The sequence below is a fragment of the Haloechinothrix aidingensis genome (assembly GCF_013450155.1).
Lineage (GTDB): Bacteria > Actinomycetota > Actinomycetes > Mycobacteriales > Pseudonocardiaceae > Haloechinothrix > Haloechinothrix aidingensis.
This window is the reverse complement of the sequence record NZ_JACCKD010000004.1, coordinates 560320-576724: the sequence shown is the minus strand read 5'-3', so window position 1 is coordinate 576724 and position 16405 is coordinate 560320. Positions and strand designations below refer to the sequence as shown.

Sequence of the window (16405 nt, the reverse complement as noted above, 5' to 3'; positions counted from 1 at the left end):
GGAGATGCCATGACGATCACCTCGTTCACCGGTACGCAGCTCATCCCGGTCAACGGCACCGGGCCGGAGGACGTCGTCGTCGATGACGACGGGCAGGTCTACGCCGGTCTCGACGACGGGCGGATCATCCGGATCACCGGCGGCGGCAACCGCATCGACACGGTCGCGCGCGTCGCGGGCAGGCCGCTCGGCATCGAGCTCTACGGCGCGGACGAGCTGGTCGTCTGCGCGTCCGACCACGGGCTGCTCGCGGTGACCATCCGGACGGGCGCGGTGCGCACGCTGGTGGACAACGTGGCGGGCAGCCCCATCCTGGGATGCAACAACGCCGCGGTCGGCGCCGACGGCACGGTGTTCTTCAGCGACTCCTCGCAGCGCTTCCCCATCCCGGAGTTCCGCTCGGACATGATCGAGCGCACCGGAACGGGCCGGGTGTTCCGGCGCGACCCGGACGGCACGGTCACCGAGGTGGCGAGCGGGCTGCAGTTCGCCAACGGGGTCGCCCTCGCCCAGGACGAGTCGTTCGTGGTGATCGCCGAGACCACCACCTGCAGGCTGCACCGGCTCTGGCTCTCCGGTGAGCGAGCCGGTCGGCGGGAGGTGTTCGCCGACGGGCTGAGCGGTTACCCGGACAACGCCTCCACCGGGTCCGACGGGCTGATCTGGGTCGCGATACCGAGCCCGGCGGTCTCGTCGCTCCCGCTGGTGCAGCGCATGCCCGCGGCGGCGCGGTCGCTGGTGCGCAGGCTGCCCACCTCCCTGCAACCGTCCCCCGGACGCGAGGTCAACGTGGTGGCGTTCGACGCGACCGGCGGCGTCGTGCGGCGGCGCGGCGGGACGGTCGAGGGATTCACGATGCTCACCGGCGTGCGGGAGCGGGGCGGCACGCTGTACTGCGGTAGCCTCACCGAGGGCGCGATCCTCACCACCGACCGCTGAGACTCCGCGAGCTCCGGTCCGGACCTTTCCGCGGCGCCCCGTCGTGCGGCCTCCGGGGCGTGCGTGGTTGGGGTCACGTGACACACTGGCGAGGTGTCCGAATCTCCCTTGCTCGGTGCGTACGGCTCGTTCCTGGAGGCCCCGCTGCGCATGCTCGGCTCCGCGGGCCCGGAGGAGGAGGGGATCCGGCAAGCCGCGTGGGTCGCCCGCTGCGTCGGCAGGGGTGAGGCCGCCCCACTGGGGCGCGAGGACATCTCCGCGCTGGCGGGCCTGTTGCGGACCCGCCGTTACCGCCCGGGGGCTGTGCTCTATACCGCGGGTTCGGCCTCGGCAGGGGTGTGGATCGTGCGCAGCGGCCGGATCGAGCTGTCGGTCGGCTCGGGTGGCAGGCGGGTCGTCGTGCACCTCCTGCAACCGGGCGATGTGGACGGTGATGTCGAGTACCTGCTCGACATGCCGTTCCCGTACACGGCCCGGGCGGTCGACGACGCCACCGTGTTGCATCTCGACAGCTCCCAGTTCGAGAAATTGCTGGTCAAGAGGCCACCGATCGCCCGGCGCTGGTTGTCGAGCATAGCGATGCGGCTGTCGGCCAGCCAGAGCAGGCTGCTCGGCGTGCTCGGCAGGAGCCTCCCGGAGCAGGTGGCCGGCTTGCTCATCGAGGAGTCCACCAGCGGGGAGGTTCCCCTTCCGCAGCGCACGCTCGCCGCGATGCTCGGGGTGCGCAGGCCCTCGCTGAACAAGGTGCTCAAAGAATTCGAGGGGGACGGGCTGATCCGCGTCCGTTACGGTGCGATCGACATCGTAGATGCGGAGGCGCTGGCACTGCGCACCGCGTGACGGACAGCGGCACGGTACGGCAGAGGAGGGGTATGCCCGCCGCGGACAGGCGCGTTCCGGCGCACGAGCCGGTCGCCCACGTGATGCGTTCCGGGCTCGTGGAGAGCGTGCACCACGGCTCCGTGGTGGTGCTCGGCGCGGACGGCTCCGAGCTGCTCGCGATGGGCGATGTGGATGCAGCGTGCTACCCGCGGTCGACACTGAAGCCGGTGCAGGGGACCGCGCTGGTGCGCCGCGGGCTCGAGCTGCCCGCCGAGCTGCTCGCGCTCGCGGTGGCCAGCCACTCCGGGGAAGCGAGGCACATCGACGGCGTCCGCCGGTTGCTGGCAGGCCACGGGCTCGACGAGTCGGACCTGGGCAACACCCCGGGCCTGCCCGCGGGCGAGGCCGCGCGGCGGGAATGGCTGGCCGCGGGGCGCGGTGCCGAGCGGCTGCCGCAGAACTGCTCGGGAAAGCACGCGGCGATGCTCGCCGTGGCGAAGCTGCGCGGGCACTCCACGGCGGACTACCTGGACCCGGGCCATCCGGTGCAGCGCGAGATCGAGCGCACCGTTACGGAGCTGGCAGGCGAGCCGGTCGCGCACGTCGCTGTGGACGGCTGCGGTGCCCCGCTGTTCGCGCTGTCGTTGCGCGGGGTGGCCCGCTGTATCGGCCGGATCGCCGCGGCAGCCGGCGGCACGCCGGAGGCCGCCATCGCGTCGGCGATGCGCGCGCACCCGGAGATGGTGGGGGGCAGCGGGCGCTCGGCGAGCCTGCTGATGACGGCGGTACCCGGGATGCTGGCCAAGGACGGTGCGGAAGGTATGTACGTGGCGGCGCGCGGCGACGGTACGGCCGTGGCGGTCAAGCTCGCCGACGGCGGCGACCGCGCCAGGGTGGCCGTGACCGCCGCCGCGCTCGCCCGCGCGGGGGTGCCGCCCGCCTCGCTGGCCGGGGTCGGCGGCGCGACACCGGCCACCGCGCCGGGTATCGCGCTGGTAGGCGAGCTGGCCGGGCACTGGCACGGGTGAGGCGGACCCGTACGCCGGAGGGCGGCCGGACCGGCCGCTGTGGCATGTCCGGCCCTGGAGCAACCGCTAGGTCGAGCGGGCGAGGGTGCAGCTGACCTCGGCGATCCCGTTCTCGTCGACGGTGGACGCCGAGTCCTCGATGGCGACTTCCCCGTCGAGCGAGATCGAGCAGCGGACCGGCTCCTCCTCGGGGTGCTCGGACTTGGCGAACACCCTGATGTCCAGGTGCCCCGGCGCGGTCCCCGACTCGGTGAACTCGAAGTCGAACGGCTCTCCCTCCAGTTCCACCTGTGACCGCTGGCCGTCCCGCGCGACCAGCATGACGGTGTCCTGCGGTCCACTCACCCGCACGTGCACGACGGTGGAGTCCGGTTCCTGCTGCGGGGACGGTGACGGGGAGCGAGAGGGAGGTGCCGAGGGAGGATCCGCGGGCGCGGCTGGGTCGTCGGCACCGCTGGTGCAAGCGGTGAGGAAGGTCGCGGCAAGCACGACGACGGCCGGGCGCTTCACAGTGTGTTCCTCTCGTCCTCGAACGTCATCCGGGCGAGTTCATCACTATGCCCGTTCGGGTGGTGTGGATCCACCCGACCCGCGGGGCGTTGCGTACACGGGGTGCTTCAGGGATACGCCTCAGGCCAGCCCGCGCACGTTCCTGGCTGGCGGGCGGGTCCCGCGCATGCTCGCGACCATGTCGACGACCTGCCTGGTGCGCCGGGTGTCGTGGGCGCGGAACGCCGCCGCGCCTTCCCAGGCAGCTACGGTCGTCGCCGCGAGCGTGCCGTCCGCCCGCTCGGCGAGCTCGACGCCGAGGGTCTCGCCGACGAAGTCCTTATTGGACAGCGCCATCAGTACGGGCCACGGTGTCGTGGTCAGCTCACGTGTCCTGCGCAGCAGCTCGAGGCTGTGCCAGGTGTTCTTGCCGAAGTCGTGCGTGGGGTCGATGAGTACACCCTCTCGAGGGACGCCCAGTTCGACGACCTGCTCTGCCCTGCGCACGAGCTCGTCGAGCACCGCGCGCACCACGTCCGGGTAGTGCACGCGATGTGGCCTGGTGCGGGGCGTCGCGCCACCGGTGTGCGAGCAGACATACCCCGCACCGAACTCGGCTGCCACCTCGGCCAGCCCCGGGTCGACGCCTTGCCAGGTGTCGTTGAGCAGGTCCGCGCCCTCTTCGCAGGCACGCCTGCCGACCTCGGCGCGCCAGGTGTCCACGCTGATGATCAGGTCGGGAAAGCGCGCACGGACGGCGGTCACCAGTGGCGCCACGCGGCGGATCTCCTCGTCGATACCGACGTCGGGTCCGGGGCCGGCCTTCACGCCGCCGATGTCGACGATGTCGGCGCCGTCGGCGACGGCCCGCTCGACCGCGTCCATCGCCTCGCGAAAGCCGTAGGTGGCACCCGAGTCGTAGAAGGAGTCCGGCGTCCTGTTGACGATCGCCATGACGAGTGCGCGCCCCGTAGCGGCTTGCCTGCCCCGGAAGCTCAGGCGAGGCACACCCGTGGGGGAGGACATCGTGTCGAACATACCAGGCGGTCGCTCGGGTCGGCGCCGGGATTGACGCGCCCCCGGTGAGGCGCTATGTTCATATTAAGAACATATGTGCGGCATACGCACACTTGACTGCGTGAGGTGATGACGTGGCCGAGATCGTGACGCTCGCCGAAGCGGTGACCGAGCTGGTCAACGACGGGGACCAGGTGGCCCTCGAGGGGTTCACCCACCTCATCCCGGTCGCGGCGGGGCACGAGATCATCCGCCGGGGCAGGCGGGATCTCACCCTGGTGCGTATGACCCCGGACATCGTCTACGACCAGATGATCGGCGCGGGCTGCGCGCGGAAGCTGGTCTTCTCCTGGGGCGGCAACCCCGGCGTCGGCTCCCTGCACCGGTTCCGGGACGCGGTGCAGAACGCCTGGCCCGCGCCACTGGAGCTCGAGGAGCACAGTCACGCCGGGATGGCCAACCGCTACGTCGCGGGAGCCTCGGGGCTGCCCTTCGCCGTGATGCGCGGCTACACCGGCACCGACCTGCCGTCGGTCACCACCACGATCAAGCCGATCACCTGCCCGTTCACCGGCGAGCGGCTCACCGCGGTTCCGGCGATCAACCCGGATGTCACCGTCATCCACGCGCAGCGGGCCGACCGGGCGGGAAACGTCCAGATGTGGGGACTGGTCGGGGTGCAGAAGGAGGCGGTGCTGGCAGCTGGGCGCAGTATCGTCACCGTCGAGGAGGTCACCGACGAGCTGGCCCCGGTTCCGGGTCAGGTCGTGCTGCCGTCCTGGGCCGTGACGGCCGTCGCCGAGGTCGCAGGCGGTGCCCACCCGTCGTACGCGCAGGGCTACAGCGACCGGGACAACACCTACTACCAGGAGTGGGACGCGATCAGCAGGGACAGGGCAACGTTCGAGAACTGGTTGACGGAGGCGGTGCTGGCATGACCGGGACGAGCGTGGAGACGAGCGGGCACGCCGCCCACACCGCGAGCGAGATGATGTCGGTCGCCGCGGCACGCGCGCTACGCGACGGCACGTCGTGCTTCGTCGGGATCGGCCTGCCGTCCACGGCTGCCAACCTGGCGCGGCGCGGCCACGCGCCGAACCTGACGCTGATCTACGAGTCCGGTGCGCTGGGTGCCAAACCGGACAGCCTGCCGCTGTCCATCGGCGACGGCATCCTTGCCGAGACAGCGGACGCGGTGGTCGGCGTCCCCGAGGTGTTCAACTACTGGCTGCAACCCGGCCGGATCGACGTCGGGTTCCTCTCCGCGGCCCAGCTCGACCGGTTCGGCAACATCAACACGACCGTCATCGGCGGCGACTACGCGAATCCCCGGGTGCGGCTGCCGGGGGCCGGAGGCGCCCCCGAGATCGCGGCCTCGTGCCGCGAGGTGTTCATCGTCGTCAAGCAGAGCAGGCGTAGCTTCGTGGACAAGGTGGACTTCGTGACCTCGGTCGGGCACGGGTCGGGCGCCGGTGACCGCGCACGTCTCGGCCTGCCGGGCGCCGGGCCCACGATGGTGATCACCGACCTCGGGGTGTTCCGGCCGGACCCCGGCACCGCCGAGCTGGTGCTCGAGCAGGTTCATCCCGGCGTGACCGTGCAGCAGGTACGCGAGGCCACCGGCTGGGAGCTCGCTGTCGCCTCGGAGGTGGGCACCACGACGGCCCCGACGGCCGGGGAGCTGACGGCGTTGCGCGCGCTCACCGGGGGTCCGGACGGCAACGATGGCTGAGCAGGGAAGCTGAGCGGGAAAGCCGAGCAGGGAAGGACCGGCATGACCAACGAGGTGTACATCTACGACGGGGTGCGGACCCCGTTCGGCCGGCACGGCGGCGGGCTGTCCGGGGTGCGGCCGGACGATCTGGCCGCGGGCGTGCTCGGTGCGCTCGCCGAACGCACCTCCTGCGACCCGGCGACCGTCGACGAGGTGTGTCTCGGCGACGCCAACCAGGCGGGGGAGGACAATCGCAACGTGGCCCGGATGGCCGCGCTGCTCGCCGGCTGGCCCACATCGGTCCCGGCGACGACCGTCAACCGGCTGTGCGGCTCGAGCATGGACGCGGTGATGCAGGCCTCCCGCACGATCGCCCTCGGGGATGCCTCGCTGGTCGCCGCGGGCGGCGTCGAGTCGATGAGCAGGGCACCCTGGGTGCTGCCGAAACCGGAGAAGGGGTTCCCTGCCGGTCACGCGACGCTGCACTCGAGCACGCTCGGCTGGCGCATGACGAACCCGGACATGCCGGAGGAGTGGACGGTGTCGCTGGGGGAGGGCACCGAGATCCTCGCCGAGCAGTACAAGATCGACCGTGCCCGGCAGGACGAGTTCGCGCTGCGCAGCCACCAGCGGGCGGCACGGGCCTGGGACGACGGCTTCTACGACAGCCATGTCGTCGCCGTGCCCGGGACGGAGCTGAGCCGGGACGAGTCGATGCGCGGAGACACCTCGCTGGACAAGCTGGCCGCGCTCAAGCCGGTCTTCCGCGCGGACGGCACCGTGACCGCGGGCAACTCCTCGCCGCTCAACGACGGCGCGGCCGCGTTGCTGCTCGGCGACGAGGCCGCGGCCGGCCGGCTGGGGTGTACGCCGCTGGCGCGGGTCGCCGGGCGCGGCGCGGCCGGTGTGGATCCGCACGTGTTCGGCATCGGGCCCGTCCAGGCGGCGGAGACCGCGCTGCGGCGTGCCGGGATCGGCTGGTCGGACCTGGCCGCTGTGGAGCTGAACGAGGCCTTCGCCGCGCAGTCGCTTGCCTGCCTCGCCGACTGGCCCGAGCTCGACCCGGAGATCGTCAACATCAACGGCGGGGCGATCGCGATCGGTCACCCGCTCGGCGCCTCCGGTGGGCGGGTCATCACCCAGCTGGCCCACCAGCTACGGCGCTCCGGCGGCAGGTGGGGGCTCGCCGCGCTGTGCATCGGCGTGGGTCAGGGTCTCGCGGTGGTCGTCGAAGGGGTCCAGCCGTGAGCGCCCGGGAGCAGCGGACCCGCGCGTCGCCCCCCTACCGGCCCGACCCCGATGGGACACACCCACCGCTGGACTCCCCCGGCTACCGGTCGACCGCGCTGCGCCATCCGGTGCGGCGGCCGCTGACGCTGCCGCAGTCGGTCACGGAGATCACCGGTCCGGTGCTCGGTGAGGGGCGCATCGGAGAGCGGGACAACGACCTGACGGTGCAGCACCCCGGCGAACCCATCGGGCAGCGGATCGTGGTGCACGGCAGGGTGCTCGACGGCGACGGCCGGGCCGTGCCGAACTCGCTCGTGGAGATCTGGCAGGCCAACGCCGGTGGCCGGTACCGGCACGACGCGGACGTCTGGCCCTGTCCGCTGGACCCGAACTTCGACGGGGTGGGGCGCACGTTGACCGACGAGCACGGGCGGTACGAGTTCACCACGATCAAACCGGGCGCCTATCCGTGGAAGAACCACCACAACGCGTGGCGGCCGGCCCACATTCACTTCTCCCTGTTCGGCAGGTCGTTCACCCAGCGGCTCGTCACGCAGATGTACTTTCCCGACGACCCCCTTTTCGACCAGGACCCGATCTTCAACTCCGTTCCGGAGGCGGCCAGGAGCAGGCTCGTATCGCGCTTCGACATGAACCGCACGACCGACCACTGGGCGCTCGGGTTCGAGTTCGACATCGTGCTCCGCGGCCGCGAGGCCACGCCGTTCGAGGACGACGACCATGACCACTAGCAGCACGTTGCCCAGCACCCCGTCCCAGACGGTCGGCCCGTACCTGCACATCGGGTTGACCTGGCAGGACGGCCCGTTCGTCGTGCCGGAAGGCACGCCGTCATCGGTGTGGCTCCGGGGCCGGGTACTGGACGGCGCCGGTGAGCCGATCACCGACGCCCTCGTGGAGACCTGGCAGTGTGACGAGCACGGGCGCTTCGCACACCCCGAGGACCCCCGCTCGGCCGAGATCGACAGCGGCTTCCGGGGGTTCGGGCGCAGCGACACCCGCAGCGGTGAGTACGGCATCCTCACCGTGGTACCCGGCCGGGTACCGGACCGGACCGGGGTGCCGCAAGCCCCGCACGTGGACGTCTCCGTCTTCGCGCGCGGCATGCTGCACCGGGTCGTCACCCGGGTCTACTTCGCCGACCGGCCCGAGGCCAACGCGGCCGACCCGGTGCTGAGCACGGTGCCCCGTGACCGCAGGCAGACCCTCCTCGCGCGGCCGAGCGCCGACGGGTACACCTTCGACGTGCACGTGCAGGGCGAATACGAGACAGTCTTCTTCGATGTCTGAACTGTTCGATCCGATGCTCGCCGCAGGGCCGGTGCGGGCCGAGGTCGATGACACTGCCTGGCTCCAGGCGATGCTCGACTTCGAGGCCGCGCTCGCGCGGGCCGAGGCGGACTGCGGGCTGCTCCCGGCTGCCGATGCCGAGCGCATAGCCGGGCAGTGCCGCGCGTCGAACTTCGACCCGGCCGGGCTCGGCGCCGAGGCGACCGGGATCGGCAACCCGGCGGGCCCGCTGGTCCGGGCGCTGAGCGCGCGAGTGGACGAGCAGGCGCGCCGGTATGTCCATTTCGGCGCGACCAGCCAGGACGTTCTGGACACGGCCACGATGCTGGTCTCCGCCAGGGCGCTTGACGTGCTGCTCGGCGAGCTGGCCGGGTGCGGGGACGCGCTGGCCCGGCTCGCCGAGCAGCACGCGGCTACCGTGCAGTCCGGCCGGACGCTCCTGCAGCAGGCGCAGCCGGTGACGTTCGGGTTGACGGCTGCCTGCTGGCTGTCCGCGGTGAGCGCGGCGCGCGAGCAGCTGTCCACCGTGCGGGGGCGGCTGGCTGTGCAGCTCGGCGGTGCCACGGGGACGCTGGCCTCGCTGGGGGCACACGGTCCCGAGGTGGTCACCGCCCTCGCCGGGCACCTCGAGCTGGCCGACCCCGGCCTGCCCTGGCACACCGACCGGAGCAGGGTGGCCGAGCTCGCATCCGCGCTCGGCGCGGTGTGTGCGGCGGTGTCCAAGATCGCGCGGGATGTCACCGTGCTCGCGCAGACCGAGGTCGCCGAGGCGTTCGAGGTCGATGCCGGCGCGGGTGGCTCGTCGGCGATGCCGCACAAGCGCAACCCCGTCGCCGCCGTCGCCGCAGCCGCCGCGAGCGCGCAGGCTCCCGGACTGGTGAGCACGCTGCTCGGCAGCGCGGCGCACGAGCTGCAGCGCGCGGCCGGAGCGTGGCACGCGGAGTGGCGCCCGCTCGGCGAGCTGTTGCGCAGTACCGGCTCGGCGGTGGCCTGGCTACGCACCAGCCTCGACCGCCTGCGGGTCGACCCCACCCGGATGCGGGAGAATCTCGACTCGGCGGGCGGACTTCCGCTCGCCGAGCGGGTGACGACCGAGCTGGTGGAGGTCGCGGGACAGGGACAGGGACAGGGCCAGGGACCGGTCGGCAGGCTCGCCGCGCACGACGCCGTCGCGGACTGCTGCCGGCGCGCGGTCGCCGAGCATCGTGAGCTCGCCGAGGTGCTCGCCGCCGACGGGCTGGTCGGTACGTACCTGAGCAGGCAGCGGCTCGCGGAGCTGCTCGATCCCGCCGGGTACCTGGGCAGCGCGGGCGTCTTCGTCGAGCGGGCCCTCGCCAGGCACCGTGCCGGTGCATCCCCGGCATCCCGGGACCGGCGACAGGACAGCGAGGAGAGTGGTTCATGAGCGTCGAGCTGTATCAGGAGACCGCCGTCCCCACAGCGGGTGACGGCGCGCCGACCGTCGTGCTGAGTGGTTCGCTGGGCAGTGACCGGACGATGTGGACCCCGCAGGTCCCCGCGCTGCTCGGCGCGGGCTACCGGGTGGTGCGCTACGACCACCGCGGGCACGGCCTGTCCCCGGTACCGGAAGGGCCGTACGGCATGGCCGACCTCGGAGCCGACGCGGTGGCGCTGCTGGACGCGCTCGGGTGCGGGCAGGTGCACTGGGTCGGCCTGTCCCTCGGCGGGATGGTCGGGATGTGGCTTGCCCAGCACGCCCCCGATCGGGTCGCCAGCCTGGCGCTGTGCTGCACTTCGGCCGCGCTCGACCCGCAGCCGTGGTCGGAACGCGCCAGGCTGGTCCGCGAGCACGGCACCCGCGCGGTGTCCGAGGCGGTGGTCGGCCGCTGGCTGACCCCGGACTGCGCCACGGCACACCCGGAGACGGTGGAACGGCTGCGGCGCATGGTGGAGGCGACCCCGGACGAGGGGTACGCCTCGTGCTGCGCGGCCATCGGTGGCATGGACATCGCGGGCGGGCTGCCGGCCGTGTCCGCGCCGACGCTGGTGATCGCGGGGGAGCAGGACGTGGCCACACCCCCCGATCACGGGAGGCGGATCGCGGAGTCGGTGCCCGGCGCACGCATGGAGGTTCTCGACCCCGCGGCGCACCTGGCCAACGTGGAGCGGCCCGACGAGGTGAACCGGCTGCTGCTCGACCACCTGAAGGAGTTGCGATGAGCGACAGCGCGCCGACCGACCCGTACACCGACGGCATGGCGACCCGCAGGGAGGTCCTCGGGGACGCCCATGTGGACGGTGCCGTCGAGGCCACCACGGAGTTCACCCAGCCGTTCCAGGACTACATCACCCGGGCAGCCTGGGGCGCTGTCTGGTCACGGGACGGGCTCGACCGCAGGACACGAAGCTGCATCACGCTGGCTGTGCTGACGGCGCTCGGCTGCCACGGCGAGATTCCCATGCACGTGCGCGCGGCGCGCGGACACGGCCTGACACCCGCGGAGATCGCCGAGGTGCTGCTGCACACCGGCGTCTATGCTGGGGTGCCCGCCGCGAACGCGGCCTTCGCGCTCGCCGGGAACACGCTGGCCGAGCTCGGCGACCCCGAGGCGCAGGCGCGGGGGAACCCCGACGCGGGAGGTCACACCGACACACGCTGACCAGCATGGGCAGCCGGGACACGAGGGATCGGGATGGACGAGCGGGACTCCGACACGGAGCGCGGGACGCATCGCGTGCAGTCGCTGGAACGCGGGCTGGCGGTGATCAAGGCGTTCAACTCCGGCGCCGCGGAACTGACCCTCAGCGACGTCGCCCGCTCCACCGGTATGACCCGCGCGGCGGCGCGCCGCTTCCTGCTGACCCTGGAAGGGCTCGGGTACGTGCGTACCGACGGGAAGTACTTCTCGCTGACGGCCCGGGTCCTCGAGCTGGGGTACTCCTTCCTGTCGAGCATGTCGTTGCCCGAGGTCGCGCAGCCGCACCTCGAGCGGCTCTCCGCGGAGGTGCACGAGTCCAGCTCGGTGTCGATACTCGACGGCACCGATGTCGTCTATGTCGCCAGGGTGGCCGTGTCGCGCATCATGGCTGTGACGATCAATGTCGGCACTCGCTTTCCCGCGCACGCCACGTCCATGGGGCACGTGCTGCTGGCCGGGCTGGATGAGCGGGCGCTGCGCTCGTACCTGGACGAGGCGCGCCTGGACCGGCTGACCTCGCGCACCATCACCACCCCGGACGAGCTGGTCACCGAACTGCGCGCGGTGCGCGAGCAGGGCTGGGCCCTTGTCGACCAGGAGCTGGAGGAGGGGTTGCGGTCGATCGCGGTGCCGATCCGCGATCGGGGCCGGGAGGTGGTCGCCGCCGCGAACATCTCCTCGCACGCCAGCAGGACCACGCTGGAGTCGATGCGTGCCGAGGTGCTGCCGAGGTTGCGCGAGTGCGCCGCGCGGATCGAGGCGGACCTGGCCGTCACCGCCCCGCGCCGGGTGGGCGGGGGATAGGCGGCACGCCGGTCTCAGGTCCGCCACGCGGTCTCGCGCAGCAGGCGTAACCCGTTGAGCGCGACGAGGATCGTCGATCCCTCGTGGAACGCCACGGCCACCGGCAGCGGAAGGTGGCCGACGAGCGGCCAGGTCACAAGGGCCACGATGAACGAGGCGGCGATGGCGAGGTTGGCGACGACGAACCGGCGCGCCCGCCTGGACAGCCGGAGCACCGCGGGAATCGTGGCCAGCTCGTCACGCACCACCACGGCGTCGGCGGTGGTCAGCGTGAGATCGGCGCCGGCACGGCCCATCGCCATTCCGCAGCCTGCTGCCGCGAGCGCCGGGGCGTCGTTGACCCCGTCGCCGACGACAAGGACCCGCTCGCCCCGTGCCTCGCGCTGCCGCACCAGCTCGACCTTGTCCTCCGGCAGCAGCCCGGCATGCACCTCGCCGATGCCGACCTCGTCGGCGACGCTGCGCGCCGCCGTGTCGGCGTCCCCGGTGAGCAGGATCGGTGTGTTGCCGGTCAGCGCCGCGAGATCGTGCACCGTCTGCCGTGCCAGCGGGCGCAGCCGGTCGCCGAGCGCGAACAGGCCCGCTGGCACGCCGTCCACCACGACGAGCACCACCGTGGCCCCGGTCGCCGCCAGCCGCTCGACCTCGGTACGGGCCCGCTGCCGTGCCGTGCCGTCGCACCCGGCCAGCAGCGCGGCGGGGCTGCCGACCCGGACGCGCCGGGCACCGACCCGGGCGCGGACCCCGCGTCCCGGGAGCGCCTCGAACTCGGTGGCACGCGGTATAGCGATGCCGCGCTCGGTAGCGGCCCGGACCACGGCCCGCCCCAGCGGGTGCTCGCTCGGGTGCTCCGCCGCTGCCGCCAGGCGCAGCAGCTCGTGGGTGTCCGGCCCGCCCCCGGTGAGTACCTCGACGCCGGTGACCCGTGGCGTCCCCTCGGTCAGCGTGCCCGTCTTGTCGAAGGCGACGGTGGTCGTCGCCCCGAGCTGTTCCATGACCACGGCCGACTTGGCGAGCACGCCGTGCCTGCCCGCGTTGGCGATGGACGACAGCAGCGGCGGCATGGTGGACAGCACCACGGCGCACGGTGATGCCACGATCATGAACGTCATCGCGCGCAGCAGGGTGGGTTGCAGGTCCGCGCCGTAGGCCAGCGGCCCGAAGAACAGCGCGAGCGTCGCGGCCACCACGGCGACCGAGTAGCGTTGCTCGATCCGTTCGATGAACAGCTGCGCCTTGGCCTTCGTGGCCGATGCGTCCTCGACCAGCGTCACGATCCTGGCGAGCACGCTCGCCGAGGAGTCCCGGCTCACCCGTACGCGCAGCGTGCCCGCTCCGTTGAGGGTGCCCGCGAAGACCTCGTCACCGGCCGAGGCCGGCACGGGCAGCGGTTCTCCGGTGATCGAGGACCGGTCGACGTCACTGCGGCCGTCGAGGACCTCGCCGTCCGCGCCGATGCGCTCGCCGGGGCGCACGACGACCACGTCGTGGACGACGAGGCGGGCCGCGTCGACGCTCTCCTCGGTTCCGTCGGGGCGGAGCCGGCGCGCGCGATCCGGCGCGAGGTCGAGCAGGCCCCGGACCGAGTCCGCGGTGCGCCTGGTGGCCAGCGCCTCGAGCGCGCCGGAAACGGCGAAGATCACGATCAGCAGCGCCCCGTCGAGGATGTGGCCGATCGCTGCCGCGCCGAGCGCGGCGGCGATCATGAGCAGGTCGATGTCCAGCGTCTTCTCCCGCGCGGCGCGCAGGCCGTCGAGTCCGGGCCGCCAACCGCCGGTGGCGTAACAGGCCAGGTAGAGCGCCCACCACAGCCAGTCCGGTGCCCCGGCGAGCTGCGCGAGCGCCCCGGCGGAGAACAGGGCTGTCGCGGCGGTGGCCCAGCGCACCTCCGGCACCGCGACGGCGCGCGTGCGGCGGGATCGCGGTGCGGGGCTGTCTGCGGCGGGCGCTGCGGGGTCGGCCCGCGCGCTCGCCTGGTCTGTCGGGCTCACCTGGTCCTCCGAGTCGTGGCACAACGTCGCTCGGAAGAATATAGGATCATATGAACAGTTCTTCAACAATACCGGCTGTTAGTATTGCCGCGTGGGTCACGGAGTCCAGGGCGCGAGTCCGAGCGCCGCAGCGCTCGATGCCGACAGCGCCGTGACCGTCGCCGCCACCCTGCAGGCACTGGCGACGCCGAGCAGGCTGCTGATGCTCACCCGCCTGCGGCAGGGACCGTGCGCGGTGGGTGAACTGGCCGAGGCCGTGGACATGGAGCAGTCCGCGGTGTCCCATCAGCTCCGGCTGCTGCGCGCGCTCGGCCTGGTCTCGGGCAGGCGCTCGGGTCGCAGCATCGTCTACAGCCTCTACGACAACCACGTGGCACAGCTGCTGGACGAGGCGATCTACCATATCGAGCATCTCGGGCTCGAGGTCGAGGACGTGCCCACCGAGTCGGCGTGACCCGCGGCGAGACACGACACGGGAGTGGAGCCCAATGTGACGTTGGGCTCCCTCTATGGAGCCGAGGTCACCTTGGGCTCCACTCCCGAACCGGACTCAGCCGGACCAGGACGGTTCGTTGCCCGGCTTCCACTTGATGTTGCAGCCGATGCTCGGCCGCTGTTCCGGGTCGAGCGGCGCGCCCCTGAGCAGGGCCGTGACCGCACTGTCGAGTTCAGCACCGGTGACGGGTTCGTCGTTGCCGGGAGTAGCGGCGTCGAAGCGCCCCCGGTAGACCAGCCGCCGACCGGAGTCGAACAGGAAGAAGTCCGGGGTACAGGCGGCACGGTAGGCATGGGCCACCGATTGCGTGGGGTCCGAGACGTACGGAAACGTCCAGTTCCATTCGGTGGCGAACTCGACCATCTTCTCCGGGCCGTCCTCGGGGTGGGTGTCGGTGTCGTTGCTGTTGATACCGATCACCGAGACGCCGGAGTCGATCCATCGCGCGGCCGCCTGACCGAACGGCACCGCGATGTGAGCAACGAAGGGGCAGTGATTGCACAGGAAAGCGACCAGCGTGCCGTGCTGGCCCGCGACAGCGTCCAGTGACCAGATCTTGCCCGACGGGTCGGGCAGTGCGAAGTCCGGTGCATGGGTACCTAGCGTGAGCATGGTGGATTCGACACGAGCCATGGGCGTCACCGTACCGTGTCCGTGCCGCGTGCTGGCACCGTGCATCCGCCGCACCTCGGCGAGATCGTCGGCGGTGTCCACGTCGAAGGGAGTGCCTGCGTCGTCGCAGTCGACGGCGGTCACAAGCGTGGGGTTGGCACGCAGGAACCCGCGTGCACCGGAGTCGCCGTGCGCGTGTTCGGCGACGCCCGGCCAGACCGACCGGTCCAGCAGCACCGGGTTGCGTGTTACCCCCTGGTAGCGCGCGGCGGCCACCACCGCGCCCCCTGCGTGGGCCGCGCGCAGCCTGCGCAGCGCCTCCACATCGATGAGAGGCTGGTCGACGAGCGTGATGAGCACGGCGTCCACATCGGATGGCAGGGAGCGCAGGCCCGCGCGCAGCGAGGAGGCGAGGCCGTCCGCCCAGTCCTCGTTGGTCACCGGCTGCGTACCGCCGAGGTCGGCCACCGCGCGCACCCTCTCCGCCGCAGCACCGAGCACCACGTGGATCGGTGCACATCCCGCGTCGCGCAGCAGGGCGGTGCCGTGCTCGACGAGGGGCCTGCCGTCGAGCACGGCGAGTGCCTTGGGGCCGCCGAAGCGCGTACCCGCTCCGGCGGCGAGTAGCAGTCCCGCGACAGTCATGCGCGACCGTTCACCCGGATGCCGTCGAAGGCGATCCTGGCCACGGCATCGGCCAGCCCGGCGTCGTCGGCGTCGAAGCGCGGCCGGTACCACTCGATGATGGAGTTGACCATGCCGAAAAGCAGCCGGGCGGTGGTCGCGGGGTCGACGTCGGGCCGGACGTCACCCTCCTTCTCCGCCTGCCACACGAGCTCGCCCACGATACGGTCGAACTCCCGCCTGCGGTCGAGCGCGGCGCGCTCCACCTCGGTGTTGCCCCGCACACGCAGCAGCAGTGTGACGAAGGGCAGCTGCTCGACGAGCACGCGCACGCTGCCGCGCACCAGATGTTCCAACCGGTCGATGGCACGGCCGTCGGCAACCTCGGCGTCCGCGGCGACGGCGAAGAGCTCGTCGAGCGCCCTGTTGGTGCCCAGCCGCAGCAACTCCTCCTTGCTGTCGACGTGGTAGTAGATGGCCGACTTGGTGATGCCGAGCTTCTTGCCGAGGTCCTCCATGCTCGTGCCGTCGTAGCCGCGCTCGTTGAACAGCGTGACGGCGATGTGCAGGAGGGTTTCCTTGTCGTAGCCGGGACGCCCGCGCCGCCTGCCGCGGGTGCCCGCGCTACCGGGTGCTGTCGCCATGTCGCGCAGTCTCCCAGACTCTCG

General features: G+C 72.0%; 18 protein-coding genes. 13 read left to right on the top strand and 5 right to left on the bottom strand.

The window, feature by feature from the left end:
* Positions 1-9 precede the first annotated feature (9 nt).
* From H0B56_RS14130 to H0B56_RS14120, 3 genes are all read left to right on the top strand, one after another.
* Positions 10-939: an SMP-30/gluconolactonase/LRE family protein gene (locus tag H0B56_RS14130; protein WP_180893482.1), complete on the top strand. Its 930-nt coding sequence runs from the start codon at positions 10-12 to the stop codon at positions 937-939.
* 93 nt (positions 940-1032) lie between these two features.
* A complete protein-coding gene (locus H0B56_RS14125; RefSeq protein ID WP_343063891.1) occupies positions 1033-1779 on the top strand; it encodes a Crp/Fnr family transcriptional regulator in 747 nt (248 codons plus the stop codon).
* A gap of 32 nt (positions 1780-1811) precedes the next feature.
* A complete protein-coding gene (locus tag H0B56_RS14120; RefSeq protein WP_180893481.1) occupies positions 1812-2789 on the top strand; it encodes an asparaginase in 978 nt (325 codons plus the stop codon).
* Positions 2790-2855: 66 nt separating this feature from the next.
* Here H0B56_RS14120 and H0B56_RS14115 read toward each other — a convergent pair whose 3' ends face one another.
* Positions 2856-3299: a hypothetical protein gene (locus H0B56_RS14115; RefSeq protein WP_180893480.1), complete on the bottom strand. Its 444-nt coding sequence runs from the start codon at positions 3297-3299 to the stop codon at positions 2856-2858.
* A gap of 120 nt (positions 3300-3419) precedes the next feature.
* Positions 3420-4304, bottom strand: coding sequence for a dihydropteroate synthase (folP, locus tag H0B56_RS14110; protein WP_180893479.1), 885 nt, complete (start codon positions 4302-4304; stop codon positions 3420-3422).
* Between the two features lie 125 nt (positions 4305-4429).
* Here folP and H0B56_RS14105 point away from each other — a divergent pair, with 125 nt between their 5' ends.
* The 9 genes from H0B56_RS14105 to H0B56_RS14065 are packed head-to-tail and all read left to right on the top strand — an operon-like array spanning position 4430 to position 12014.
* On the top strand, positions 4430-5233 hold the full coding sequence (locus H0B56_RS14105; RefSeq protein ID WP_180893478.1) for a CoA transferase subunit A: 804 nt from the start codon (positions 4430-4432) through the stop codon (positions 5231-5233).
* Positions 5230-6027, top strand: a complete 798-nt coding sequence (locus H0B56_RS14100; protein WP_180893477.1) for a CoA-transferase subunit beta — start codon at positions 5230-5232, stop codon at positions 6025-6027. The genes H0B56_RS14105 and H0B56_RS14100 overlap by 4 nt, the downstream gene beginning before the upstream one ends.
* Before the next feature lie 42 nt (positions 6028-6069).
* On the top strand, positions 6070-7257 hold the full coding sequence (locus H0B56_RS14095; RefSeq protein ID WP_180893476.1) for a thiolase family protein: 1188 nt from the start codon (positions 6070-6072) through the stop codon (positions 7255-7257).
* On the top strand, positions 7254-7991 hold the full coding sequence (gene pcaH, locus H0B56_RS14090; protein WP_180893475.1) for a protocatechuate 3,4-dioxygenase subunit beta: 738 nt from the start codon (positions 7254-7256) through the stop codon (positions 7989-7991). Before H0B56_RS14095 ends, pcaH begins: the two co-directional genes overlap by 4 nt.
* A complete protein-coding gene (gene pcaG / locus H0B56_RS14085) occupies positions 7981-8550 on the top strand; it encodes a protocatechuate 3,4-dioxygenase subunit alpha (RefSeq protein WP_180893474.1) in 570 nt (189 codons plus the stop codon). Before pcaH ends, pcaG begins: the two co-directional genes overlap by 11 nt.
* Positions 8543-9955, top strand: a complete 1413-nt coding sequence (gene pcaB, locus H0B56_RS14080) for a 3-carboxy-cis,cis-muconate cycloisomerase (RefSeq protein WP_180893473.1) — start codon at positions 8543-8545, stop codon at positions 9953-9955. Before pcaG ends, pcaB begins: the two co-directional genes overlap by 8 nt.
* Positions 9952-10731, top strand: a complete 780-nt coding sequence (gene pcaD, locus H0B56_RS14075) for a 3-oxoadipate enol-lactonase (RefSeq protein ID WP_180893472.1) — start codon at positions 9952-9954, stop codon at positions 10729-10731. Before pcaB ends, pcaD begins: the two co-directional genes overlap by 4 nt.
* Entirely contained in the window at positions 10728-11171 is a 444-nt protein-coding gene (pcaC, locus tag H0B56_RS14070) for a 4-carboxymuconolactone decarboxylase (RefSeq protein ID WP_180893471.1), read from the top strand. The genes pcaD and pcaC overlap by 4 nt, the downstream gene beginning before the upstream one ends.
* Before the next feature lie 33 nt (positions 11172-11204).
* Positions 11205-12014 (top strand): IclR family transcriptional regulator domain-containing protein, encoded by an 810-nt coding sequence (locus tag H0B56_RS14065; protein ID WP_180893470.1) that lies wholly within the window; start codon positions 11205-11207, stop codon positions 12012-12014.
* 14 nt (positions 12015-12028) lie between these two features.
* Here H0B56_RS14065 and H0B56_RS14060 read toward each other — a convergent pair whose 3' ends face one another.
* The gene (locus tag H0B56_RS14060; RefSeq protein WP_180893469.1) at positions 12029-14005 is read right to left on the bottom strand and encodes a heavy metal translocating P-type ATPase; all 1977 of its coding nucleotides are present in this window, start codon (positions 14003-14005) and stop codon (positions 12029-12031) included.
* Between the two features lie 91 nt (positions 14006-14096).
* On the opposite strand from H0B56_RS14060, the gene H0B56_RS14055 reads away from it, so the two are divergent.
* Positions 14097-14459, top strand: a complete 363-nt coding sequence (locus tag H0B56_RS14055) for a metalloregulator ArsR/SmtB family transcription factor (RefSeq protein WP_180893468.1) — start codon at positions 14097-14099, stop codon at positions 14457-14459.
* Positions 14460-14555: 96 nt separating this feature from the next.
* Here H0B56_RS14055 and H0B56_RS23500 read toward each other — a convergent pair whose 3' ends face one another.
* Positions 14556-15758, bottom strand: coding sequence for an NTP transferase domain-containing protein (locus H0B56_RS23500; RefSeq protein WP_219632708.1), 1203 nt, complete (start codon positions 15756-15758; stop codon positions 14556-14558).
* Positions 15755-16381 carry a TetR/AcrR family transcriptional regulator gene (locus H0B56_RS14040; RefSeq protein ID WP_180893467.1) on the bottom strand — a complete coding sequence of 209 codons (627 nt, stop codon included), beginning with the start codon at positions 16379-16381 and terminating at the stop codon, positions 15755-15757. The genes H0B56_RS23500 and H0B56_RS14040 overlap by 4 nt, the downstream gene beginning before the upstream one ends.
* Between the last annotated feature and the right edge of the window lie 24 nt (positions 16382-16405).